The organism is Streptomyces sp. NPDC015130 (assembly GCF_043080005.1).
Taxonomy (GTDB): Bacteria; Actinomycetota; Actinomycetes; order Streptomycetales; family Streptomycetaceae; genus Streptomyces.
The window spans coordinates 228,418-250,000 of sequence record NZ_JBIBVC010000003.1; the positions used below are offsets into that span (position 1 = coordinate 228,418).

At 73.8% G+C, this 21,583-nt stretch carries 20 protein-coding genes; 11 read left to right on the plus strand and 9 right to left on the minus strand.

Going from position 1 to position 21,583, the window contains the following annotated elements:
- Positions 1-67 precede the first annotated feature (67 nt).
- Positions 68-2,935 carry a type 2 lanthipeptide synthetase LanM family protein gene (locus tag ACF08F_RS07365; protein WP_392297522.1) on the plus strand — a complete coding sequence of 956 codons (2,868 nt, stop codon included), beginning with the start codon at positions 68-70 and terminating at the stop codon, positions 2,933-2,935.
- Positions 2,932-3,420 (plus strand): HAD family acid phosphatase, encoded by a 489-nt coding sequence (locus ACF08F_RS07370; protein ID WP_392297523.1) that lies wholly within the window; start codon positions 2,932-2,934, stop codon positions 3,418-3,420. The genes ACF08F_RS07365 and ACF08F_RS07370 overlap by 4 nt, the downstream gene beginning before the upstream one ends.
- A 225-nt stretch (positions 3,421-3,645) precedes the next feature.
- On the opposite strand, the gene ACF08F_RS07375 is transcribed toward ACF08F_RS07370, so the two are convergent.
- The gene (locus ACF08F_RS07375; RefSeq protein WP_392297524.1) at positions 3,646-3,861 is read right to left on the minus strand and encodes a dodecin; all 216 of its coding nucleotides are present in this window, start codon (positions 3,859-3,861) and stop codon (positions 3,646-3,648) included.
- Positions 3,862-4,184: 323 nt separating this feature from the next.
- Between ACF08F_RS07375 and ACF08F_RS07380 the strand changes: the two genes are divergently transcribed.
- The 3 genes from ACF08F_RS07380 (at position 4,185) to ACF08F_RS07390 (ending at position 7,438) form a co-directional block, all read left to right on the plus strand.
- Positions 4,185-5,432: an extracellular solute-binding protein gene (locus ACF08F_RS07380; RefSeq protein ID WP_392297525.1), complete on the plus strand. Its 1,248-nt coding sequence runs from the start codon at positions 4,185-4,187 to the stop codon at positions 5,430-5,432.
- Between the two features lie 138 nt (positions 5,433-5,570).
- The gene (locus ACF08F_RS07385) at positions 5,571-6,467 is read left to right on the plus strand and encodes a GNAT family N-acetyltransferase (protein ID WP_392297526.1); all 897 of its coding nucleotides are present in this window, start codon (positions 5,571-5,573) and stop codon (positions 6,465-6,467) included.
- Positions 6,464-7,438 (plus strand): lysophospholipid acyltransferase family protein, encoded by a 975-nt coding sequence (locus tag ACF08F_RS07390; protein WP_392297527.1) that lies wholly within the window; start codon positions 6,464-6,466, stop codon positions 7,436-7,438. Before ACF08F_RS07385 ends, ACF08F_RS07390 begins: the two co-directional genes overlap by 4 nt.
- Here ACF08F_RS07390 and egtD read toward each other — a convergent pair.
- From egtD to egtA, 4 genes are read right to left on the minus strand one after another with little or no spacing between them, the layout of a single operon-like run.
- On the minus strand, positions 7,333-8,298 hold the full coding sequence (egtD, locus tag ACF08F_RS07395) for an L-histidine N(alpha)-methyltransferase (RefSeq protein WP_392297528.1): 966 nt from the start codon (positions 8,296-8,298) through the stop codon (positions 7,333-7,335). The two genes, ACF08F_RS07390 and egtD, sit on opposite strands and share 106 nt — an antisense overlap.
- A complete protein-coding gene (gene egtC, locus ACF08F_RS07400) occupies positions 8,295-9,047 on the minus strand; it encodes an ergothioneine biosynthesis protein EgtC (RefSeq protein ID WP_392297529.1) in 753 nt (250 codons plus the stop codon). The genes egtD and egtC overlap by 4 nt, the downstream gene beginning before the upstream one ends.
- Positions 9,047-10,483 (minus strand): ergothioneine biosynthesis protein EgtB, encoded by a 1,437-nt coding sequence (egtB, locus tag ACF08F_RS07405; RefSeq protein WP_392297530.1) that lies wholly within the window; start codon positions 10,481-10,483, stop codon positions 9,047-9,049. Before egtB ends, egtC begins: the two co-directional genes overlap by 1 nt.
- Positions 10,480-11,739: an ergothioneine biosynthesis glutamate--cysteine ligase EgtA gene (egtA, locus tag ACF08F_RS07410; protein WP_392297531.1), complete on the minus strand. Its 1,260-nt coding sequence runs from the start codon at positions 11,737-11,739 to the stop codon at positions 10,480-10,482. Before egtA ends, egtB begins: the two co-directional genes overlap by 4 nt.
- Positions 11,740-11,952: 213 nt before the next feature.
- On the opposite strand from egtA, the gene ACF08F_RS07415 reads away from it, so the two are divergent.
- Positions 11,953-12,783 carry a TIGR02452 family protein gene (locus tag ACF08F_RS07415; RefSeq protein ID WP_392297532.1) on the plus strand — a complete coding sequence of 277 codons (831 nt, stop codon included), beginning with the start codon at positions 11,953-11,955 and terminating at the stop codon, positions 12,781-12,783.
- Positions 12,784-12,860: 77 nt separating this feature from the next.
- Positions 12,861-13,031, plus strand: a complete 171-nt coding sequence (locus tag ACF08F_RS07420; protein ID WP_392297533.1) for a hypothetical protein — start codon at positions 12,861-12,863, stop codon at positions 13,029-13,031.
- 240 nt (positions 13,032-13,271) lie between these two features.
- Here ACF08F_RS07420 and ACF08F_RS07425 read toward each other — a convergent pair whose 3' ends face one another.
- The 3 genes from ACF08F_RS07425 to ACF08F_RS07435 form a co-directional block, all read right to left on the minus strand.
- Positions 13,272-14,675: a flotillin family protein gene (locus ACF08F_RS07425; protein WP_392297534.1), complete on the minus strand. Its 1,404-nt coding sequence runs from the start codon at positions 14,673-14,675 to the stop codon at positions 13,272-13,274.
- An 81-nt stretch (positions 14,676-14,756) separates the two neighbouring features.
- On the minus strand, positions 14,757-14,987 hold the full coding sequence (locus ACF08F_RS07430) for a hypothetical protein (protein ID WP_141294039.1): 231 nt from the start codon (positions 14,985-14,987) through the stop codon (positions 14,757-14,759).
- A gap of 131 nt (positions 14,988-15,118) precedes the next feature.
- Positions 15,119-16,408 (minus strand): MFS transporter, encoded by a 1,290-nt coding sequence (locus ACF08F_RS07435; RefSeq protein WP_392297535.1) that lies wholly within the window; start codon positions 16,406-16,408, stop codon positions 15,119-15,121.
- Between the two features lie 156 nt (positions 16,409-16,564).
- On the opposite strand from ACF08F_RS07435, the gene ACF08F_RS07440 reads away from it, so the two are divergent.
- The 3 genes from ACF08F_RS07440 to ACF08F_RS07450 all read left to right on the plus strand — a co-directional run bounded on the left by ACF08F_RS07440 (position 16,565) and on the right by ACF08F_RS07450 (position 19,467).
- Positions 16,565-17,620: a LacI family DNA-binding transcriptional regulator gene (locus tag ACF08F_RS07440; protein WP_392297536.1), complete on the plus strand. Its 1,056-nt coding sequence runs from the start codon at positions 16,565-16,567 to the stop codon at positions 17,618-17,620.
- 17 nt (positions 17,621-17,637) lie between these two features.
- Positions 17,638-17,907: a hypothetical protein gene (locus ACF08F_RS07445; protein ID WP_392297537.1), complete on the plus strand. Its 270-nt coding sequence runs from the start codon at positions 17,638-17,640 to the stop codon at positions 17,905-17,907.
- Positions 17,908-18,279: 372 nt separating this feature from the next.
- The gene (locus tag ACF08F_RS07450) at positions 18,280-19,467 is read left to right on the plus strand and encodes a thiolase family protein (RefSeq protein ID WP_392297538.1); all 1,188 of its coding nucleotides are present in this window, start codon (positions 18,280-18,282) and stop codon (positions 19,465-19,467) included.
- A 144-nt stretch (positions 19,468-19,611) separates the two neighbouring features.
- Here the strand turns inward: ACF08F_RS07450 and trxA are convergent, their stop codons facing one another.
- Positions 19,612-19,980 carry a thioredoxin gene (gene trxA / locus ACF08F_RS07455; protein WP_392297539.1) on the minus strand — a complete coding sequence of 123 codons (369 nt, stop codon included), beginning with the start codon at positions 19,978-19,980 and terminating at the stop codon, positions 19,612-19,614.
- Positions 19,981-20,094: 114 nt separating this feature from the next.
- Here trxA and ACF08F_RS07460 point away from each other — a divergent pair, with 114 nt between their 5' ends.
- Positions 20,095-21,534 (plus strand): dihydrolipoyl dehydrogenase family protein, encoded by a 1,440-nt coding sequence (locus ACF08F_RS07460; RefSeq protein ID WP_392297540.1) that lies wholly within the window; start codon positions 20,095-20,097, stop codon positions 21,532-21,534.
- Positions 21,535-21,583 lie beyond the last annotated feature (49 nt).

Sequence of the window (21,583 nt, forward strand, 5' to 3'; positions counted from 1 at the left end):
GGCTCCCCGGCCCGCGTCACCACCGCAGACCGGAGCACGTGGACGAGGCGTCAGGAGAGGATGCAGCATGGGGGTACCGGTGGCAGCGGCCCGGCCGTCCGACGGAGCACCGCCCGAAGGATGGTTCGCGGCACCGGTGAACACCTTCGCGGGACCGCTGCTCGCGGAGCTGGCCGACCGGATCCCCGAGCTCGCCGGGCTGACCCCCGACGAACGGACGGTCCTGCACGAGGCGACGCGCGAGGCCCTCGGTCGCACCCTCCAGCTCCGCCTCAACCGGGTGCTCCTGCTGGAGCTGCGCGCCGCCGCCCTGACCGGCGCACTGCCCGGCGCCGACCCGGCCGCCCGCTGGGACGCCTTCCTCCGGCACGCCTCCGCCCCCGCCTTCACCGAGACCCTGCACCGGCGGTACCCGGCACTGCTCGACCGCGCCTTCGCCTCCGGGCGCCTCCTGATCGAGGGCGCACTCGAACTGGGCACCCGGCTCGCCACGGACCGGGAGGCCGTCGCCGGTCTGCTCGGCGACGACCCGGGCCCCCTGCGCGGCCTGGAGCTCGCCCGGGGGGACACCCACCACGGCGGGCGCGCCGTGGCCCGGGTGCTCTTCGACGCCGGCAGCGTCATGTACAAGCCCCGGCCGACGGAGGTGGACGCGGCGCTCCGCTCCTTCCTCGCCGCCGTCCCCGGCGCCGAGGACCTGGGCGTGCCGAGGGTTGCCGTCCGGGACGGCTACGGCTGGACCGAGCACCTCGGGCACCGGTACTGCCGGGACGAGGCGGAACTCGCCCGCTTCTACCGCGCCCTGGGCGGCTGGCTGGCCGTGATGCGGCTCCTCGGCGGGACGGACCTGCACGCCGAGAACCTGGTGGCCCACGGCCCGGTGCCCGCCGTCGTCGACGCCGAGGCCCTGTTCACACCCGACGTCGACGTCCCGCCGAGCGGCCGCGGCGACGCCGTCGACCGGGCCGCCCGGACCATCCGCAACACGGTCCTGCGCACCGGCATCCTGCCGCTCCGCACCGACGGCTACGCCCTCGCCGGGGTCGACCTCTCGGCCGCGGGCGGCCTGCCCGGCCAGCAGCCGCAGATCCGTGTCCCGCTCATCGTGGACGGCGGACTGGACACCGCCCGCATGGAGGTCGGCGTGGTCGACCTCCCGCCCGCCGGCAACCACCCCAGCCCCGAACCCGTCCTGATCCGCCACTGGGACCAGGTGCTCACCGGATTCGACACGCTCACCGCGGCACTCGCCGAACTCGACACCGCCGGTGAACTCGCCACGCTGATGCAGGTCTTCGACGGCTGCCAGGTCCGCAGGATCCGCCGGCCCACGCAGACGTACACGGACATCGGCCGGATGCTCTGGCACCCGGCCTCGCTCCACGACCCCGAGGCCGCCCTGGCCCGGGCCCGGGACATCCTCCACCGCAACGCCCTCGCCGCCCCCGGCGCGCCCCGCGAACCCGCCGTGATCGACGGGGAGATCGCGGACCTGCTGATCGGTGACGTCCCCGTGTTCGGCGAGCGGGTCGACGGACGCCGACTGGCCGCCTCCCTGACCGGATGGCGGCAGGCGGACCTCGCACGCGAGCGCGACACCATCCGCAGCGCTCTGGTCGGCGCCTATCTGAACGAACGTCAACTCCCCGACCGCGTCCGGACACCCGCCCTGTCCCCGAACGCCGAGGACCTGGACCGGCGCCGTCGCGCCCTGGCGGCCGCGGCCGTCGAGACGATCGGCGCGGCGGCCGTGCGCGGCACCGACGCCACCGCGACCTGGATCAGCCCGGTGCTCACGGACTACGGCTGGGCCGTCCGCCCGCTCGGCGCGGACCTCTACACCGGCCAGGGCGGCGTCGCCCTCGCCCTCGCGGAGTACCAGCGGGAGCAACGGGCGGGCCGGGCCGACCCGGTGGCCGGGCTGGGGTCCGTGCTGAACGGCACCCTGGAGGTGCTGGCCGCCACCGAGGACACCACGCCCACCCGCCAGCTCGGCGGGTTCACCGGGATCGCCTCCCAGGTGTGGACCTGGGCTGCCCTCCACCGGATCCTCGGGACCCCCGGACTCCTCGACCGCGCCCGCGCCAGGGCCGCGCTGCTGACCCCGGAGCTCATCGCCGAGGACCGGGCGCTCGACGTGCTCAGCGGCGCGGCCGGCGTGATCGTCCCCCTGCTCGGCCTCGCCGAACTCACCGGCGAGGACCGGTGGACGGCCGTCGCCGCCGAAGCCGGACGCCGCCTGGAACACACCGCCGTCGTCGACGACCGTGGAGCCCGCTGGTCCACCGCGATGTTCCCGGAGGGCATCGGCGGCTTCGCCCACGGCGCCACCGGCGCCGGCTGGGCGCTGACCAGGCTCGCCCTCTCCACCGCCGGAAACGCCGCCGACCGCCGCCGCTGGTACGAACTGGGCTCCCTGGCACTCGACTTCGAGGAGACCCTGTACGCGCCGGACGTACGGGCCTGGGCCGACGCGCGCGTCGGCGGAGTGGTGGACCACCCCACCGCCTGGTGCCACGGCAGCACCGGCATAGGCCTGGCCGCCGTCGACCTCCACGGGCGCACCGGCGACCCGCGCCACCTGGACACCGCGCTCCGCTCGGGACCGGCGGGCCTGCGCGAGGGCTTCGGCTGGAGCCACACCCTCTGCCACGGCGACCTCGGACTCCGGGAACTCCTCGGCCGCCTGAGCGGGCTGGAGGGGTACGAGGGACCGTCCGGCACGGAGGCCGACGCCGAACTGCTCACCGGCATCGAACAGCGCGGCCCGGTCGGCGGCCTCGCCAAGGAGGCGTTCGCACCGGGGCTGCTCCCGGGGCTGTCCGGGGTGGTCCACCAGCTGCTGCGGATGCACCCGGACGCCCGGTTGAGCTCTCCGCTCCTCCTGGCTCTCCCCGACGCCCGGGAGGGCGGGGCTCCTACGCTGGGTCCGTGACACGAGACAACCGGCCGCTGGCCGTCTTCGACCTGGACAACACCCTCGCCGCTACCGCCCATCGCCAGCACTTCCTGGAAGGGCGGCCCAAGGACTGGGACGGCTTCTTCAAGGCGGCCCCCGACGACCCGCCGCTGGAGGAGGGCGTCGCGCTGTGCCGGAAGGCGGCGGAGGAGTGCGAGGTGGTCTACCTGACGGGGCGGCCGGAGCGGTGCCGCCGGGCCACCGTGGCCTGGCTGGCCGCGCAGGGCCTGCCGGAGGGGCGGATCCACATGCGGAGCAACCGGGACTTCCGGCCGGCCCGCGTGACCAAGGTCGAGGTCCTGCGGCGGCTTTCGGCCGACCGGGAGGTCCGGATGCTCGTCGACGACGACGTGCTGGTGTGCGACGCGGCGCGGGCGGCCGGGTTCCGCGTCGTACGCGCCGACTGGGCCGTCCCGTCGGAGGCACTGACGGAGGCCCAGGAGAAGGAGGGCCGGACCTGATACCGCGCCGGACCCGGGCCTGACGCCACGCCGGACCCGGGTCTGATGCCGCGCCGGGCCCGGGCCTGAAGTCGCGCCGGGCCCGGCCGCCTGATCCCGGCCCGGGTCTGATGCCGCGCCGGGCCCGGACCTGATGGCGCACGGGGGCCGGGTCCGATGCCGCGCCGGGATCAGGCGCCTGATCCCGTGCCGGGTCCAGGCGCCTGATTCGGGTCCGGCCCTCGGTCAGGTCTCGTCCTCCAGGCGGAATCCGACCTTCAGCCCGACCTGGTAGTGCTCGATGGCGCCGTCGACGATGTGGCCGCGGACCTGGGTGACCTCGAACCAGTCGAGGCCCCGCAGCGTCTGGGAGGCGCGGTTGATGCCGTTGCGGATGGCTTCGTCGACGCCTTCGGTGGAGGTCCCGACGATCTCGGTGACGCGGTACGTGTGATTCGACATGGGGGCCGAACTCCTCTCGGTGCGTCCCTCCACCGTGCCCCAGGCCGCGTCGGCGCGCGACAGGACGACCGCCGTACGACTCCCCTCCGATTACCGAAGGTAAGAGCCGAGGCGGGGCCGAGGCGGGGCCGAGGCGGGATCGAGGCGGCGGGCCGGGCCTCCCGTCCGACGGTCGGAACGAGATGGTCCAGGACTTGACCACTCCGTTGGTCCAGACCAGAATCCAGGCCACATACCCGCGCGAACACCCCGTTCGGTCCCCCCACGTCGGGTCAGCCCACAATTCCGCACGAACCTGTGCAGAACCGCAGAAGGTGACCTACGTGAAGAACCGCCATCTCGCCTGCCCCTTGGCAGCCGCCACCGCGCTCGCGCTCGCCGGGTGCGGGATGCTGCCGGGCGGGGGCCAGACGAAGACCGTCAACATCTGGCTCATGCGGGACAGCGCCAGCGAGGACTTCCTCACACGTTTCACCGAGGCGTACGAGGAGGAGCACGAGGGGGTCGAGCTCAACATCACGATCCAGGACTGGACCGGCATCGGGAAGAAGGTCACCGAGGCCATCGAGGGCTCCGGCGGCCCCGACGTGATCGAGGTCGGCAACACCCAGGTCGCCCAGTACGCCGACACCGACAAGCTCTACGACCTCACCCTGGAGTCCGTCCGCGACCTCGGCAGCGAGGACTGGCTCCCCGGTCTCGCCCAGCCGGGCAGCATCGGCGGATCCCAGTACGGCATCCCCTGGTACGCGGCCAACCGCATCGTCATCTACAACAAGGACCTGTTCCGGGACGCCGGCATCGACAAGCCCCCGACCACCCAGGCCGAATGGCTCGAGGACACCGAGAAGCTCAACCGCGACGGCGCCCAGGGCATCTACCTCGCGGGCCAGGACTGGTACACCCTCTCCGGATTCATCTGGGAGGAGGGCGGCGAGCTCGCCGTCGACAAGGGCGGCGAGTGGACCGGCGCCCTCGGCAGTCCCGCGGCCCTGCGCGGCATGGACTTCTACAAGAAGCTCCAGTCCCTCGGCACCGGCCCCAAGAACGCCGACGAGCAGAACCCGCCGCAGGCCGAGGTCTTCGCCAAGGGCGACGTCGCCCAGATCATCGCCACGACCAGCGCCGTCGCGCCGATCCTCAAGGCCAACCCGGACCTCAAGGACAAGCTCGGCTACTTCGCGATACCCGGCAAGAAGGCCGAACAGCCCTGCGTCGTCTTCACCGGCGGCTCCGACCTCATCATCCCGGAGAACGCCCCCCGGCGCGGCGCCGCCCTCGAAGTCGTCAAGGCGCTCGCCGGCGAGAAGTGGCAGACCGAACTCGCCCGCGCCATGGGGTACGTGCCCAACAAGAAGGGGCTCGCCTCCGTCGTCTCCGGCCAGGAGGCGACCGCCGTCATGGCGGCGGCCGCCGCACGCGGCCGGGCCACCCCCAACTCCCCGCAGTGGGCGAACGTCGAGGGCGACAACCCCATCAAGCCGTACATGACGGCCGTCCTCCAGGGCGAGGACCCCAAGACGGCCGCCGAGAAGGCCTCGGCGGACATCTCGGACACGCTCGCCGAATAGCATTCAGCGTTCGCACATCCGCGAGCCCCCGGACGGTCATGTCGAATCCAGCCGGTGACGGAAGAAGTAAGGAGCCGGGCCACCGCGCACGCGGCCCGGTCCCGCCCCTTCCCCTTCCGTCCGCCGGAGGAGCCCGACATGACCGCACCGTCGCCCACGCTCGCCGCCCTCACCGGGACCGGGACCCTCACCGCGGGGTCCCGTACCGCCGCGCCCGTCCCCGCCGGGACGGTATCCGTCCCCGCCCAGCCACAGCCACAGGCCCAGCCGCAGCCACAGGCCCAGGCCCGGGCCGCGGAGCCCACGCCCCGGTACGTCGTCGGACTCGCCCGTGACCAGGAGGACGTACGGGCCGCCCAGAGGCTGCGCCACCAGGTCTTCGCCGGCGAACTGGGCGCCCGGCTCGACGGCCCGGAGCCCGGCCTCGACTCCGACGCCTTCGACGCGTACTGCGACCACCTGCTCGTACGGGACGAGGCCACCGGCGACGTCGTCGGCACCTACCGGATCCTGCCGCCCGAGCGGGCCGCCGTCGCGGGACGCCTCTACTCCGAGAGCGAGTTCGACCTCACCCGGCTCGCCCCCGTCCGCCACGACCTCGTGGAGGTCGGCCGGTCCTGCGTCCACCCCGCCCACCGCAACGGCGCCGTCATCTCCCTCATCTGGGCCGGACTCGCCCGCTACATGACCCGGACCGGCCACAACTGGCTCGCCGGCTGCTGCTCGATCCCCCTCGCCGACGGAGGCACCCTGGCCGCCTCCACCTGGGACACCGTCAAGGCGAAGCACCTCGCCCCCGAGGAGTACTGGGTCACCCCGCACCGGCTCTGGAACGCCGACGGCATCACCCGCCCCGAAGGACGCACCGAACTCCCGCCCCTGCTGCGCGGGTACCTCCGCCTCGGCGCCTGGGTCTGCGGCGCCCCCGCCCACGACCCCGACTTCGGCACCGCCGACCTGTACGTCCTGCTCTCCCTGCGCCGCACCAACCCGCGCTACCTCAACCACTTCCTGTCGCTCGCCCCCGCCCCGTGACCGGGACCACGGCACCCTCGCCGTGGCTCCCCACGGCGCCCTGTACCCCGGGCCGCTGCGCCGCCCACCCGGACCCGGCCGCCGGCCCCTCGGCGCACGCGGCGAGCACCGCCCTGGCCGTGGTGCGCCTGGCCGCCGGGATCGGCGCGGTCCTCCTCGGCGTCCTGTGCGTGCCGTCCGCCCGGCTCCTGCCGACGCCTGCGCGGCTGGCCCTCGTCCGGTACTGGGTCCGGGCCGTGGTCCGCGCCTTCGGCGTGCGGGTCCGCTTCACGGGCGGGCCCGCCCCGGCCGGCAGGCCGCTCCTCGTCGTCGCCAACCACGTCTCCTGGCTGGACATCCCGCTCCTCGCGGCCGTCCTCCCCGGCCGGATGGTCGCCAAGAGCGAGGTCCGGCGGTGGCCCGTCCTCGGCGCTCTCGCCGTGCTCGGCGGCACCCTCTTCATCGACCGGGACCGGCTCAGGGCGCTGCCCGGCACCGTGCGGGCGATGGCCGCGGTCCTCTCGGGCGGCGGCCGGGTGGTCGTCTTCCCCGAAGGGTCGACCTGGTGCGGACGGGCCGGCGGGCGCTTCCGGCCGGCCGCGTTCCAGGCGGCGCTGGACGGCGGGGCTGACGTCCAGCCCGTACGCATCGACTACCGGCCCACCGATGCCGCCGCCTACGTCGGGGACGACCCGCTGGGCTCCTCCCTGTGGCGGCTCGTCACCACCCGCGGGGTCACCGCCGACGTACGGACCCTCGAAACGCTCCCGCGCGCCCGCTACCCGGACCGCCGCTCCCTGGCCGCCGCGGCCGAGCGCGCCGTCGCTCGGCGTCCGGTCGCCCCGTGCGCGGTCGCCCCGTGCGCGGTCGTTCAGCGCGCGGTCGTTCAGCGCGCGGTCGCGAGCGACAGCGCGAACCTGCCCTTGTCGTCCGTCCACCAGCGGGACAGGTCGAGCCCCGCCTCCGCCAGCTCGTCCCGTACCCCCGCCTGACGGAACTTCGCCGACACCTCCGTCCGTACCTCCTCGCCCGCCGCGAAGGGCACCACGAGATCCAGTTCCGGGATCTTCACCGAGAGCGCGTGCCGCGCGCGCAGCCGCATCTCGATCCACTCGTGGTCCCGGTCCCAGACCGCCACGTGGTCGAAGTCGCCCGGATCCGCGTCGGCTCCGAGCTCCCGGTCGATCACGGACAGCACGTTCTTGTTGAACGCCGCCGTCACCCCGGCCGCGTCGTCGTACGCGGCGACGAGCGTCTCCTCGTCCTTCACCAGGTCCGTGCCGAGCAGCAGCGCGTCACCCGGGGTGAGCATCGCCCGCACCGAACGCAGGAAGGTCCGCCGCTCGGCGGGGAGCAGATTGCCGATCGTGCCGCCGAGGAAGGCCACCAGCCGCGGGCCGGGCGTCCCCGGAAGCGCGAGCCCCCGGGTGAAGTCGGCGAGCAGGGCGTGCACCCGCAGCTCCGGCCGGTCCGCGAGCAGGGACTCGGCCGCCCCGGTCAGCGCGGACTCGCTGACGTCCACGGGTACGTAGCTGTCCAGAGCGGGCAGGAGCGCGTCGATCAGGAACCGGGTCTTCTCGGAGGAGCCGGAGCCCAGCTCGACCAGGGTCCTGGCCCCGGTGGCCGCGGCGATCTCCGGCGCCCGGGCGATCAGGATCTCCCGCTCGGCGCGCGTCGGGTAGTACTCGGGCAGCCGGGTGATCTCCTCGAACAGATCGCTGCCCCGGGCGTCGTAGAACCACTTCGGCGGCAGCGTCTTGGGGGAGCGGGTCAGTCCCTGGAGGACGTCGGCGCGCAGATCGGCGCCCGCGGCGTCCGGGGCGAGGGTACGGGTCAGCTGGAACGGGCTCACGCGGACGGCTCCTTGAGCGGGGTGAGGGTGACGTCGCCGCGGCCGGCGGTCACGAGCGTGTGCTCGGGGACCTCGCGCCACCGCGGATCGTCGTCGTACGGTTCGGAGGCCACGACCACGCGGTCGGGGCCAGGCAGGTACCAGTGGCTGTTCCCCCAGGTCGTCGCCGTGACGGTGGTGCCGTCGGTGAGCAGCAGGTTCAGCGAGGAGCCGGGAGCCGCGGCGGCGACCTCCCGCACGGTGTCGGCCAGGGCCGTCCCCGGCGCGTCCCCGGCCCGCAGCCGGTGCAGCACGAACGCCCACAGGAGCGCCGAGTCGGTGCGCGCCTCAAGACGCAACAGCGCCTCGGCCGGCAGCGCCCCGGCCATGGCGGCGAGGGACCCGGGCCAGCCGGTGACGGCGCCGTTGTGGCTGAACAGCCAGGGGCCGGCGGTGAACGGGGCCGCCGCGGCCTCCCCGTCGGCGCCGGGCAGCGTGGCACCCCGCACCGCCGCGAGCAGCGCACGGGTGCGGACCACCCGGGCGAGGTCCGCGAACGAGAGGTCGCTCCAGATGGGCCCCGCCCGCCGGTACCGTGCGGGCACCGGATCGTCCTCCGCGTACCAGCCCACCCCGAAGCCGTCGGCGTTCACGACACCGCTCGTCTGGCGCCGCGGCTCCCAGGACTGGCGCAGCAGGGCGTGCTCCGGCCGGACCAGCAGTTCTGCCGGAGCCACCGGGCCGCCCACGTAAGCGAGGTGACGGCACATCAGTCGAGCTCCGCGGTCCGCGCCGTGCGGAAGCCCGAGAAGATCTGGCGCCGGACCGGCAGGTCCCAGTTGCGGAAGGTGCCCCGGCAGGCGACGGGGTCCACCGCGAACGAGCCGCCCCGCAGCACCTTGTGCTCGGGCCCGAAGAACACCTCCGAGTACTCCTTGTACGGGAAGGCCGTGAAACCCGGGTACGGCAGGAAGTCGCTCGCCGTCCACTCCCACACGTCACCGATCAGCTGCCTTACCCCGAGAGGGGAAGCGCCCTCCGGGTAGCTGCCCGCGGCCGCCGGGGCCAGGTGTCGCTGCCCGAGGTTCGCGTGCTCGGGACCGGGTCCGGCGTCGCCCCACGGATAGCGGCGCGAGCGCCCCGAGACCGGGTCGTGGCGGGCGGCCTTCTCCCACTCGGCCTCGGTGGGGAGCCGGCGCCCGGCCCAGCGCGCGTACGCGTCCGCCTCGTACCAGCTCACGTGCAGGACCGGCTCCTCGAGGGGTACGGGCTCGGTCACCCCGAAGCGGCGGCGCAGCCACTGCCCGCCGTCCCGGCGCCAGAACAGCGGTGCCCCGATGCCGTGCTCCCGGATCTGCGCCCAGCCCTCGGGCCGCCACCAGCGCCGGTCCGTGTAGCCGCCGTCCGCCATGAAGGCCAGATAGGCGCCGTTCGTGACGGGGGCCGTGTCGACGAAGAAGGCCGGGACGACCCGGACGTGGGCCGGGCGTTCGTTGTCGAGGGCCCACGGCTCGTCCGAGGTGCCCATGGTGAACGGGCCCTCCGGGACGAGGACTTCGGGAGGCAGCGGCCCGGACCGCAGGACCGGTGGCGGGGGCGCGGTGAGTGCGGCGGGACCCCGGCGCAGCTGATGGGTGATCAGCATGGTCTCGTCGTGCTGCTGTTCGTGCTGGGCGATCATGCCGAACGCGAAGCCGTCGTCGAGCAGCGGCCGGCCCTCCAGCGGGGCGCTCTCCAGCACGTCGAGGATGCGCAGGCGTACGTCAGCCGCGTAGGCGCGGGCCTCGGCCGGCGGGAGCAGCGGGAGCGACGGGCGGGCGGCGCGGGGGTGCTCGAAGGCGTCGTAGAGGGAGTCGATCTCCGGGCGCAGCGCGTCCCGTCCCGCGACGGCCCGCCACAGCCACTGCTCCTCCTGGTTGCCGATGTGCGCCAGGTCCCAGACCAGCGGCGACATCAAGGGCGAGTGCTGGGCGGTGAGTTCCTCGTCGTCGACGCAGGAGGTGAGGAGCGCCGTGCGCTCACGCGCGACGGTCAGGGCGTCCACGGCCCGCGCGCGCAGCGCCTCCGGATCGACGGTGCCGAGGGGATCGACCGGAGCGACGGTGCCGGCCCGATCGACGGTGCCGACCGGATCGACCGGATCGACGGGATCGGTTCCGCCGACGGTCTGCTCGCTCCCGCCGGCGGTCTGCTCGGTCCCGGTCATGACGTCACCACCTGAAGCTCGTCGGCCGGGCAGCCCCCGGGGATCACGTACCGCTCCTGGAAGGCGACGACCGCCCGCCGTACCCTCTCGCTCGCCCCGATCCGGGGCAGGGCGTCGAGCGCTGCGGAGAAGACCGCCCGGGCGGCGGTGTGCAGCCCGGGATCGGTGAGGCCGTCACGCGCCGCCGCGAGCCACAGCGGATTGCGCGGCGCGGGCCCGGGACCGGCCCGCTCCGCGAGCGGTTCGACCGCCCGGTACACGGCCTCCGCCGCCTCCGGGTCCTCGAAGACGGCCGTCGTCACCGCCACCGGCACCATCCAGCCGTCGGGGCCGGGCTGCGCGTCGATCATCCGCAGCTCCAGATGGCCGCGCGGCCGGACAGGCGGGAAGAGCGTCGTCACGTGGTAGCTCAGGTCGTCGAGGCCTGCGGGCCGGGGGAGACCGGTGCGCAGCCACTCGCGGAAGGTCAGCCCCTCCGGCACCGCCCACGGCCCCTCGTCGGCCCGTACGCACATCACCGGGGTGTCCAGCACGTGCGCGGTCCACTCGTCTCGGGGCTTCCCGTCCGCCAGGGGCGCGAGGGCCCGCCGGGGATCGAGGTCCGTCCACAGCGCCTGGCGCGTCGAGCGCCAGCCGGTCCGACGGCCGCCGTGCTGCGGGGAGTTGGCGAAGGCCGCCACGAGCACCGCGCCGAGGACGTGGGACAGCCGCCAGCGCCGTTGGTAGCCGAGCGGACCCGGCTCGTCGAGCCCGGCGTCGAGGCAGACCTGCACGGAGGCCGAGTCGCACATCATGGCCCGCCCGGCGGGACCCGTGCGGTCGAGCGCGATCTCCATGGCGTCGTACCGCGGCTCGTGGAGCACCCGCCCGCGCGGCGCGTGCCAGGGGTCCACCCCGTAACCGTTCAGGGTGAGGCCGAGCGGCCCGAGGGCCTCCCGCACCGCGCGCAGATCGGCGGCGAGCGAGTCGAGGCACTCCATGAGCGACCCGGCGGGACGCGAACTGAGCTCCAGCTGCCCGCCCGGTTCGAAGGTCAGCGACGAGACCAGCGGCAGGGACCGTACGGTGTCGAGCGCGGCGGCCAGTCTCGGCGGCCGTACGGGCAGACGCGGGTCGCGCAGATCATGGACGAGCCATTCCAGCTCGGCCCCGACCGTGCGGGGCGGACCTGTCTTGAAACAGATGCCGCGCAGCAGTTCCTCCGCCTCCGCCTCGGTGAGTGGGGGGCCGCCACGCGCTGTGCCGCTCGCTGCCATCCGTGCACCTCCTGATCCATCGGACAACGCCCGGAAGGGCCGGCCCCGGATGTCGCTGCTTCCACCTAAAGCCACTGCCGACCCGCGTGCAAGAGCGCCCCGCACCCACCGCACGCGCCCCCTGTGCCCCCATTGGCCCGAAACCTCCACCAGCGGCGGAAACCTGGGAAAATCCGTTGTCCCCACCCAGGGGAAACGATCATGCTGACGGTCATGAGTGCACGACTGCGCGAGATCGCGCGGCGGACCGAGGAGATCGTGGCCGCGGGCGGGTACGTGGCCCCCGACGGCCGGACCGTCTCCCTCGCGGAAGCCCTGGCCGCAGCCCTGGCCGGAACCCGCCTCCACGGCCCCGAACCCGTCCCCGTCACCCCCGGCACCGACCGCACCGCCACCCTGGACGTCACGGGGGAGAGCAGCCTGGCCGCCGCGCGCCGGATGGTCCGGGCCGACCCCGCACGCCCGGTCGCCGTCCTGAACTTCGCCTCCGCCCGCAACCCCGGCGGCGGCTACCTCAACGGCGCCCAGGCCCAGGAGGAGGCGCTCTGCCGGGCCTCCGCCCTCCACGCCACGCTGCTGCGCGCCCCCGACTACTACGCCCACCACCGCGCGGACCCGGACGTCTTCTACACCGACCGGGTCATCCACTCGCCCGGGGTCCCGGTCTTCCGCGACGAGCGCGGCGCGCTGCTCGACGAGCCGTTCGCGGTCGGCTTCCTCACCTCACCCGCACCCAACGCCGGCGTCGTCCGCCGCCGCACCCCCGAGCGGGCCGCCGAGCTCCCCTCGGCCCTCGCCGCCCGCGCCGAACGGGTCCTGGAGACGGCCGCCGCGGCCGGCTACCGACGGCTCGTGCTCGGGGCCTGGGGCTGCGGGGTCTTCCAGAACGACCCGGCCGTGGTCGCCGCCGCATTCAAGGCGCTGCTCACGGGCGACGGCCGGTTCGCCGGCCACTTCGAGGAGATCGTCTTCGCCGTCCTGGACCGCTCCTCGGGCGCCCGCACCCGAGCCGCCTTCGCCCGAATCCTCGGCAGCCCTGCCTGACATGCGGCTTTCGTCCCCCCGTGCAAGGCTGAGGGCATACGGACCAAGTCCGACACCCCTTCACGGGAGGCACGATCGTGGGCAAGAAACAGACCCGGACCAACCGAGGCGCCCGAACCGGCGGCCACGAACACCGCACCGAGGCGGCGGCGAAGGAGAAGACCGCGTCGACCCCCACGAGAGAGCCCCAGATGCCCCTCGTGGAACACGCGTCCCACCGCAAGGAACGCAAGTTCGGCCACAACTGAGGCCCGCACGGACCCGGCGCGCGCACCCGCAGCCGACGGACAAACGCGGCTGACGCCACGACGCGACCGAGCCCGGAACACGAGGCCGGGCCGGACACCGACCCGACGAGGCCGACGCCCGCCAGAGGCACGTCCCGCCCGAGAATCCAGACCTCCACCCGAGCCGACGGACCGCACGACCGGGCCCGGCGCCGTGACGGCGCCGGGCCCGGTCGTGCGGGTCGGCCCGATTTCTGTCGGCTACTCCGTGTCGCCGACCGTGATCTCCACGCTTTCCTCCGAACGCGGAGCCGCGGGGACGCCGCCGAGCTGTTCCGGGGCGCCCGGGTTCATCGTGGCGAGGAGCTGGCGGGCCAGGCCGAGGCCCGTTCCGCCCATGGTCAGGGCCTTGGCGAAGACGTCCGCCATTCCGTCGGCGCCGTTCAGCAGCACCATCTGGTCGACGTTCCCGAAGGCGGACGCTCCGGCCGACACGATCTCCGGCCACTTCTCCGCCAGCTGCTGGGCGACGACGGCCTCCTGGTTCTCGGCGAGCGCCGCCGCTCGGGCCTTGATCGACTCGGCCTCCGCCAGACCCTTCGCCCGCGTCGCCTCGGCGACGGCAAGCCCCTTCGCGTGCTGCGCCGCCGCCTCACCGGTGAGCCGGGTCGCCGTCGCCTTGGCCGCACTCGCCAGCTCGGTCTCCTTCGCGTCGGCCTCGGCCGCCGAGATCCGGGCGTCACGCTCGGCCGCGGCCAGCGTCCGGGTCTCGTACGCCATGGCGTCGGCCGGCTTGCGGACCTCCGCCTGGAGCTGCTGCTCCTTGCGGTGGCCCTCCAGCTCGGCCACCCGGGTCTCCTGGACGACGACCTCCTGGCGCGAGGCCGCCTCGGCGAGCGGGCCGGCCTGCCGGGCCCGGGCCGAGGCCTGGTCCCGTTCCGCCTGGTAGCCCGCCTGGAGGATCTCGCTGTCCCGGGTCGCCTCCGACATCCGCGCAGCGGCCTGCTGCTCGGCCTCGGTCGCCCGCCGGTTCGCCTCCGCCTGCGCGATCCGCGCGTCCCGCTGGACGGCGGCGGCGTGCGGGGCGGCCAGGTTCTTGATGTACCCGGTCGGGTCCTCGATCTCGTGGATCTGCAGCGAGTCGACGATCAGGCCGAGCTTCTCCATCTCCGTGCCACAGGCCGAACGCGCCTGCCCGGTCAGCTTCTCCCGGTCACGGATCATGTCCTCCACGGTCAACCCGCCGACGATGGCGCGGAGATGGCCGGCGAAGACGATGTGCACCCGCTCCGACATGAGCTTCTGCTGGTCGAGGAAGCGGCGGGCCGCGTTGGCGATCGACACGAAGTCGTCACCGACCTTGAAGATCACCACACCGCGGACCTTGAGCGGAATGCCCTGGTGGGTGACGCACTCGACGGACAGCTGCGTCTCGTTGAGGTCGAGCGAGAGTTTGCGCACGGCCTGGACGCCGGGCAGGACGAGGGTGCCGCGACCGGTGACGATCCGGAACCCCATCCCCGCGCCGAGACCCTCGTTCTTGTGGTTGGAACCGGAGATGATCAGCGCCTCGTTGGGTTCCGCGACGCGCCACATCATCTTGAAGACGATGACCAGAAGGACGAAGGCGCCGACGACGACGCCCGCCAGAATGCCGATGCCCATGGGCAGTTCCCCCTTCACCGGAGCCGTGCGGATCCGGTGAAGGGAGTGTGCGCCCCCGCCGGGCGGCACTCAACGGTCCGGTCAACTGTCGTACGCGGCTGTGACATAGACGGTGCGTGGAGGGAGATGTTCCATGACCATCACCACCGTCCCGGTCTCGATCCGCTCCTTCGGCGACGCGGGATAGGCGAGGAAGTGCTCGGCACCGCCCCGGATCCGGACGATCACCTCACCGACGAGGCCGGGCCCGATCACGCCGGTCACCCGGCCCAGCAGGCCCACCATCGAGGAGTCCATCGACGCTTCGTCCATGGATCAACGGTACGTCAGATCCCGTCGTGCGGCTCCAAGTGGGGCGACGCGTGCGGGGGTTGCCCGGCGGACCGGAGGCATCGGCGTCCCCCTGGTCCGACCGGACACCCCCGGACGGTACCGGCCGCAGGTCAGTGCACGCCGCGGATGGGGCGCACGGCCAGCGCACCGAGCACCGACAGCAGGGCCGCCACCAGGAACAGGACCGTGTATCCGCCGCCGCTCAGCGAGACGACGAGCGAGGCCACGAACGGGGCGATGATCTGGGGTCCGGCGTTCGCGACGTTGAGGACGCCCATGTCACGGGCCGCGTCCTCCGCCTTGGGCAGCACCATGGTCACCAGCGCGGTGTCGACGGCCATGTAGCAGCCGAAGCCGAGACCGTTGACGACCGAGAAGGCGAGCATCGCGGTCCAGCTGGTCGAGACGGCCGGGATGACCAGGGAGACGGCGGCGAGCACGGCCGAGGCGCCCACGAAGAGCTTGCGGCGGTCGAAGCGGTCGGAGAGCCAGCCGCCGAGGACGGTGGAGACCACCATGGCGACCGCGTTCAGCGGGGTGAGGACGGCCACGGCCTCCTCGGCGGAGAGCCCGGCGGGCAGCTCCGTGTGGTCCTTGAGGATGTACAGCTGGAATCCGGCCACCGCGAAGTACCCGAGGACCAGCAGGGCCCGGCCGATGAACGCCCAGCGGAAGTCGTGGTGCGTGAGGGCGCTGCCGAAGGCCGCGATCTGCTGCTTGACCGGCAGCGGGGCCTTCGGGGGCATGCGCTCCTCGCGGGCGCAGGCGGTGAACAGCACGGCCGTGGCGGCGACGATCGCGCCGAGGACGAGGTAGCCGGTGCGGTAGTCCTCGGAGAAGGCCGCACCGATGAGGGCGCCGATCGTCGAGCCGATCGGCAGGCCGAGCCCCACCGCCGCCGAGGCCTTGCCGCGCGCGTCCATCGGGACCCGGTCGGGGACCACGGAGGTGATGGCCGCCTGGTAGATGTTCATGACGGCCTGGCCGAGACACCACGCGATCGTGACCAGCAGGATCGTGTCGACGCTGCCGAGCAGCAGCATCACCGGGACGGCGAGCAGACCGCCGCCCAGGATCCAGGGGTTCCGCCGTCCGGACCGGTCGGAGAGCGCGCCCGCGACCGGGTTGAAGACGGTCGCGAAGATCGCGGATATACCGGCGACGAGACCGAAGTTCGCCACCTTGTTCACGGGGTCGATCTCCTCGATCTGGAGAGCGAGGAGCATCCCGGCGACGCCGATGTACAAGGCGTACATCGCCGAGTTCCCGGCGAGGAGCAGCGGCAGCAGGCCCCGCGTCGGCCGGCCGGTCTCGGGGGAGTCGGGGCCGGCGGTGCCGGATGCGGAGCCGGTGGGGCCGGTGCCGGGTGCGGAGCCGGTTCCGGAGGAGGAAAGGGCCACGGTGCCCTCCTGGGAGAGATCGCCCGATGAGGGGGCGAGGAGCGGAATGAGCGATACAGTTACACGTGTCAGTGACACGTGTGAGCACTGTGTAGCACTCAATTCCGGCCATCCGCCAGACCTCGTGCCGGATTGTTCTGGAAAGATGCCGGAGCGATGAGCCACTCAACCGAACAGACCCCCGAACGCCCCACCGGCCAAGCGGTCCCGACCAGTGCCGACGTCGCGCGCCTCGCGGGCGTCTCCCGGGCCACCGTCTCGTACGTGCTGAACAACACCTCGGCCGTCCGGATCAGCGAGCCCACCCGTCGCCGGGTGCGCGAGGCGGCCGAGGAGCTGGGGTACGTCCCCCACGCGGCGGCCCGCAGCCTGCGCGCCGGCCACAGCCGGATGGTGCTGCTGCCCAGCGCGCACATCCCGGTCGGACCGCTCTACAGCCAGTTCTTCAACGAACTCCAGTGGGAGCTGCGGCGCCTCGACTACACGGTGGTGCAGTACGGCTCCGTGGGCCTGAAGCCCGACGAGGCGGCCCGCGCCTGGGCCGAGCTGCGGCCGGTCGCCGTGGTCTCGCTCGGCGAGGTCGAGCTCACGGAGCAGTCGGTCGAGCTCCTCAAGCGCTCCGGTGCCCGCGCCGTGATCACGCTCGGCACGCAGGAGGTCCCGGGGACCCACTCGCTCGCCATGGACCAGGGGCGGATCGGCGAGGTCGCCGTCGCCCACCTCGTCGAGAGCGGCCGACGCCGGATCGGGGTCGTCGTCCCGGAGGAACCCGGCCTCGGGATGTTCTCGGGACCCCGCCTGGAAGGCGCCCGGCGCGCGGCCGGGAACGCCGGCGCCGGTGCCGGCGCCGCCGGCGTCACCGTCGTACCCCTGCCGCTGCGGTACGACGAGGGGTCCGCGGACGAACTGGCCGGGCGGTGGCGCGAGCTCGGGCTCGACGCCGTGTTCGCCTACAACGACGAGTACGCGATGCTCCTCATGCGGGCGCTCCAGGACGCCGGGATCTCCGTACCGGACGAGACCGCGGTCGTCGGCGCCGACGACCTGCTCCTCGGCCGGCTGCTGCGACCGCGGCTGAGCACCGTCCACATCGACATGGTCCTCGGCCGCGAGCTGGCCGAGCTGGTCGACCAGGCCGTGCGGGACGCGGACGCCCCGCCCCGCTCCCGGCGGCTCCTCGACTCGCGGGTCGTCCGGCGGGAGTCCAGCTGAGCGCTTAGCGTCGGGGCATGAGCACAGTTCCGAAGCGCTACGAGATCCTGCTGGTGCCCGCGCACGTCGAGGACCGCGGCGGCGCCTCCGTGGTGGACAGCGCCGTCCGGACGGCCGTCGTCGAGGCCACCGGGCGGCACGGCGCCTCCGGCTATCCGATCTACGAGGGACACGGCATCGTCGCCGACATCGACCCCGAGACGCGGACGGTCGAGGCCCTGCTCGTCGACGGCCGCGAACTCGACTACGGCCTCACGGCCCTCGTCCGCCCGGCGGCCCGCGGCTGACCCGCCGCCCCCGCACGCGACTACCCACCGTCCGCACGGCGCGCGGCCGACTCACGGCCCGCACGGCGCGCGGCCGACTCACGGCCCGCACGGCGCGCGGCCAACTCGCCGCCCCGCGCGGCGCACGGCCGACCCGCCGCCCCGCACGGCGCGCGCCTGACCGGAACCCGCCCACGGCCAGCCGCGCCCGCCGTCCACCCTCGCGGCCGACCTGACCTGGCACTCTCCCCGGCGGGCCGGTTCCGGTGCGGCGCGAAGAGGCCCGTTGACACCGTGCGGCGACGGGCACAGACTCGGCGGCGCACTCCGGAGACGAGAAGTCTCCGCACCAGGCGAACAGAGTCGTTCCGAAGGTCACGTGGGAGAGAACCGATGAGCATCCGCGACGTCTACATCGTCGACGCCGTCCGCACACCGATCGGGAAGTTCGGGGGCGCGCTCGCCGGCGTGCGCCCGGACGACCTCGCCGCCCACGTGGTGCGCGCCCTCGTCGACCGCTCGCCCGCGCTCGACCCGGCCCGCGTCGACGACGTCTACTTCGGCGACGCCAACGGCGCGGGCGAGGACAACCGCGACGTGGCCAGGATGGCCGTCCTCCTCGCCGGACTCCCCGTCAGCGTCCCCGGCGTCACCGTCAACCGCCTCTGCGGCTCCGGCATGGAGGCCGTCATCCAGGCGGCCCGCGCCGTCGCGCTGGGCGACGCGTCCGTCGCCATCGCCGGCGGCGTCGAGTCCATGTCCCGTGCCCCGTGGGTCCTGCAGAAGCCCGAGCGGGCCTTCCCCGCCGGCCACCAGCAGCTCCACTCCACGACCCTCGGCTGGCGCATGACGAACCCGAGGATGCCGGCCGAGTGGACGGTCTCCCTCGGCGAGGGCGCGGAACTCGTCGCCGACAAGCACGGCCTCACGCGCGAGCAGCAGGACGCCTTCGCGCTCGCCAGCCACCGCAAGGCCGCCGAGGCGTGGGCGAAGGGGCTGTACGACGACGAGGTCGTCCCGTACGCGGGCGTCGACCTGACCCGTGACGAGTGCATCCGCGACACCACCTCCATGGAGGCGCTCGCCAAGCTCAAGCCCTCCTTCCGCCCCACGGGCGGCACGGTCACGGCGGGCAACTCCTCGCCCCTCAACGACGGAGCGGCGGCCCTGCTCCTCGTGGACGAGGAAGGACTGCGCGAGACGGGCCGCGAGCCGCTCGCCCGCATCCGCACGTCGGCCGTGACGGGGATCGAGCCCCAGCTCTTCGGCCTCGGCCCGGTGGCGGCCGTCCGGCGGGCCCTGGAGAAGGCGGGTCGTTCCTTCGCCGACCTGACCACCTTCGAGCTCAACGAGGCCTTCGCGGCCCAGGCCCTCGGCTGCCTCGCCGAATGGCCGGAACTCGACCCCGAGATCGTGAACCCGCGCGGCGGCGCCGTCGCCATCGGCCACCCGCTGGGCGCCTCGGGCGCCCGGCTCGCCGGATCCGTGGCGCACCAGCTCGCCGCGGCCGGCTCGGGCACGGGCCTCGCGGCGCTCTGCATCGGGGTGGGCCAGGGCCTGGCGCTGGTCCTGGAGCGCTGACCCACGACCAGGGCCCGGCGCTGGTCCTGGAGCGCTGACCGACGACCAGGGCCCGGCGCTGGTCCTGGAACGCTGACCCGACGCACGTACGCGAGAGGGGTACGGGAGGTTCTCCCGCACCCCTCTCGCCCCGCCGTCACGGGGTCACTGCTGAGCCTGGGCGGCCTCCACGGACTTGCGGACCTCGTCCATGTCCAGCTTGCGGGCCTGCCCGATGACGTCCTCCAGGGCGGCCTCCGGCAGGGCGCCCGGCTGCGCGAAGACGGCCACGTTGTCGCGGACGATCATCAGCGTCGGGATCGAGCGGATCTCGAAGGCGGCGGCCAGCTCCTGCTGCGCCTCGGTGTCCACCTTCGCGAAGACCAGGTCCTGGTGCCGCTCGGACGCGGCCTCGAAGACCGGGGCGAACTGACGGCAGGGACCGCACCACGAAGCCCAGAAGTCGATCAGGACGAATTCGTTCCCGCTGACGATCTCGTCGAAGTTGTCCTTGGTGAGCTCTACGGTGCTCATGGTGCCTACCTTTCGGGGTCTCCTGGCGGTGTCCTCACGGTCCCCTGGGGACTCGCCCGGCACAACGGCGTATCGAGCCGCGCTATTCCGGACCCCTGCCAGCAGACTGGGATCATGACGCGAACGGTGGAAGAGAGCACGTACGACGTGGTGGTCCTGGGGGCCGGACCGGTGGGCGAGAACGTCGCCGACCGGGTGCGGGCGGCCGGGCTCACCGCCGCGATCGTCGAGGGCGAGCTGATCGGCGGCGAGTGCTCGTACTGGGCGTGCATGCCCAGCAAGGCGCTCCTGCGCCCCGCGATCGCCCGCTCCGACGCCCGCAAGGTCGCCGGGCTCCGCGAGTCGGTCTACGGTCCGCTCGACGCCCTGGAGGTCCTCCGGCACCGGGACACCGTCGTCGGCCACTGGAAGGACGACGGCCAGGTCGACTGGCTGGATTCGATCGGCGTACGGCTCTTCCGAGGCCACGGCCGCCTCGCCGGGCCCCGCCGGGTCGCCGTCACGGGGCCCGAGGGGGACGAGCACGTCCTGACCGCCCGGCAGGCGGTCGCCGTCTGCACCGGCAGCCGCGCCGTCCTCCCCGAACTCCCCGGCCTGCCGGGGGCCAGGCCCTGGACCAGCCGCGAGGCGACCAGCTCCGGGCGGGTGCCCGCGCGGCTGACCGTGGTCGGCGGGGGAGTCGTCGGCGTCGAGATGGCCACCGCCTGGCAGGCGCTCGGCGCGCAGGTCACCCTGCTGGTACGGGGCGGGGGCCTGCTGCCCCGGATGGAGCCGTTCGTCGGCGAGCGGGTCGCCGCGGCGCTCGCGATGCGCGGGGCGGACATCCGCACGTGTGTCGACGTCGCCGCGGTGGTGCGGGACGGGGGTACGGGACCGGTGACCGTGGTCCTGGAGGGCGGCGACCACGTCGAGGGCGACGAGGTGCTCTTCGCGACCGGCCGGGCCCCGCGCACCGAGGACATCGGCCTGGAGACGGTCGGTCTCGCGCCGGGCTCCTGGCTCGACGTCGACGACAGCCTCCGGGTCACCGGCAGCGACTGGCTCTACGCGGTCGGGGACGTCAACCACCGCGCGCTCCTGACCCACCAGGGCAAGTACCAGGCCCGGATCGCCGGCGCCGCCATCGCCGCCCGCGCGGAGGGCACCGAGCCGCCGGCCGACGCGAGCTGGAGCGCGCACACGGCCACCGCCGACCACGCGGCCGTGCCGCAGGTGGTGTTCTGCGACCCCGAGGCGGCGGCCGTCGGGCTCACCCTGGCCGAGGCCGAGCGGGCCGGCCGCCGGGTCCGGGCCGTCGACGTCGACCTGCGGCAGGTCGCCGGGGCCGGGCTCTACGCCCAGGGCTACCAGGGCCAGGCCCGGATGGTCGTCGACCTCGAACGGGAGGTCGTCCTCGGGGCCTCGTTCGTCGGCCCGGGGATCGGCGAGTTGCTCCACTCGGCGACGGTCGCCGTCGTCGGCGAGGTCCCCATCGCCCGGCTCTGGCACGCCGTACCGTCGTACCCGACCCTGAGCGAGGCGTGGCTGCGGCTCCTGGAGGCCTACCGGGGCTGAGGATCCGGGGACGACGTGTACTGACGCGTCGTCATGGTCCTTCCGTGCG

Excerpts from the sequence above, each read along its gene's own strand:
- ACF08F_RS07460 (WP_392297540.1), top strand. The coding sequence starts at position 20,095 with ATGACGCGAACGGTGGAAGAGAGCACGTACGACGTGGTGGTCCTGGGG.
- egtC (WP_392297529.1), bottom strand. The coding sequence starts at position 9,047 with ATGTGCCGTCACCTCGCTTACGTGGGCGGCCCGGTGGCTCCGGCAGAA.
- ACF08F_RS07450 (WP_392297538.1), top strand. The coding sequence starts at position 18,280 with ATGAGCATCCGCGACGTCTACATCGTCGACGCCGTCCGCACACCGATC.
- ACF08F_RS07445 (WP_392297537.1), top strand. The coding sequence starts at position 17,638 with ATGAGCACAGTTCCGAAGCGCTACGAGATCCTGCTGGTGCCCGCGCAC.
- ACF08F_RS07425 (WP_392297534.1), bottom strand. The coding sequence starts at position 14,675 with ATGGGCATCGGCATTCTGGCGGGCGTCGTCGTCGGCGCCTTCGTCCTT.
- egtB (WP_392297530.1), bottom strand. The coding sequence starts at position 10,483 with ATGACCGGGACCGAGCAGACCGCCGGCGGGAGCGAGCAGACCGTCGGC.
- ACF08F_RS07430 (WP_141294039.1), bottom strand. The coding sequence starts at position 14,987 with ATGGACGAAGCGTCGATGGACTCCTCGATGGTGGGCCTGCTGGGCCGG.
- egtA (WP_392297531.1), bottom strand. The coding sequence starts at position 11,739 with ATGGCAGCGAGCGGCACAGCGCGTGGCGGCCCCCCACTCACCGAGGCG.
- ACF08F_RS07365 (WP_392297522.1), top strand. The coding sequence starts at position 68 with ATGGGGGTACCGGTGGCAGCGGCCCGGCCGTCCGACGGAGCACCGCCC.
- ACF08F_RS07440 (WP_392297536.1), top strand. The coding sequence starts at position 16,565 with ATGAGCCACTCAACCGAACAGACCCCCGAACGCCCCACCGGCCAAGCG.
- ACF08F_RS07415 (WP_392297532.1), top strand. The coding sequence starts at position 11,953 with ATGAGTGCACGACTGCGCGAGATCGCGCGGCGGACCGAGGAGATCGTG.
- ACF08F_RS07385 (WP_392297526.1), top strand. The coding sequence starts at position 5,571 with ATGACCGCACCGTCGCCCACGCTCGCCGCCCTCACCGGGACCGGGACC.
- trxA (WP_392297539.1), bottom strand. The coding sequence starts at position 19,980 with ATGAGCACCGTAGAGCTCACCAAGGACAACTTCGACGAGATCGTCAGC.
- ACF08F_RS07375 (WP_392297524.1), bottom strand. The coding sequence starts at position 3,861 with ATGTCGAATCACACGTACCGCGTCACCGAGATCGTCGGGACCTCCACC.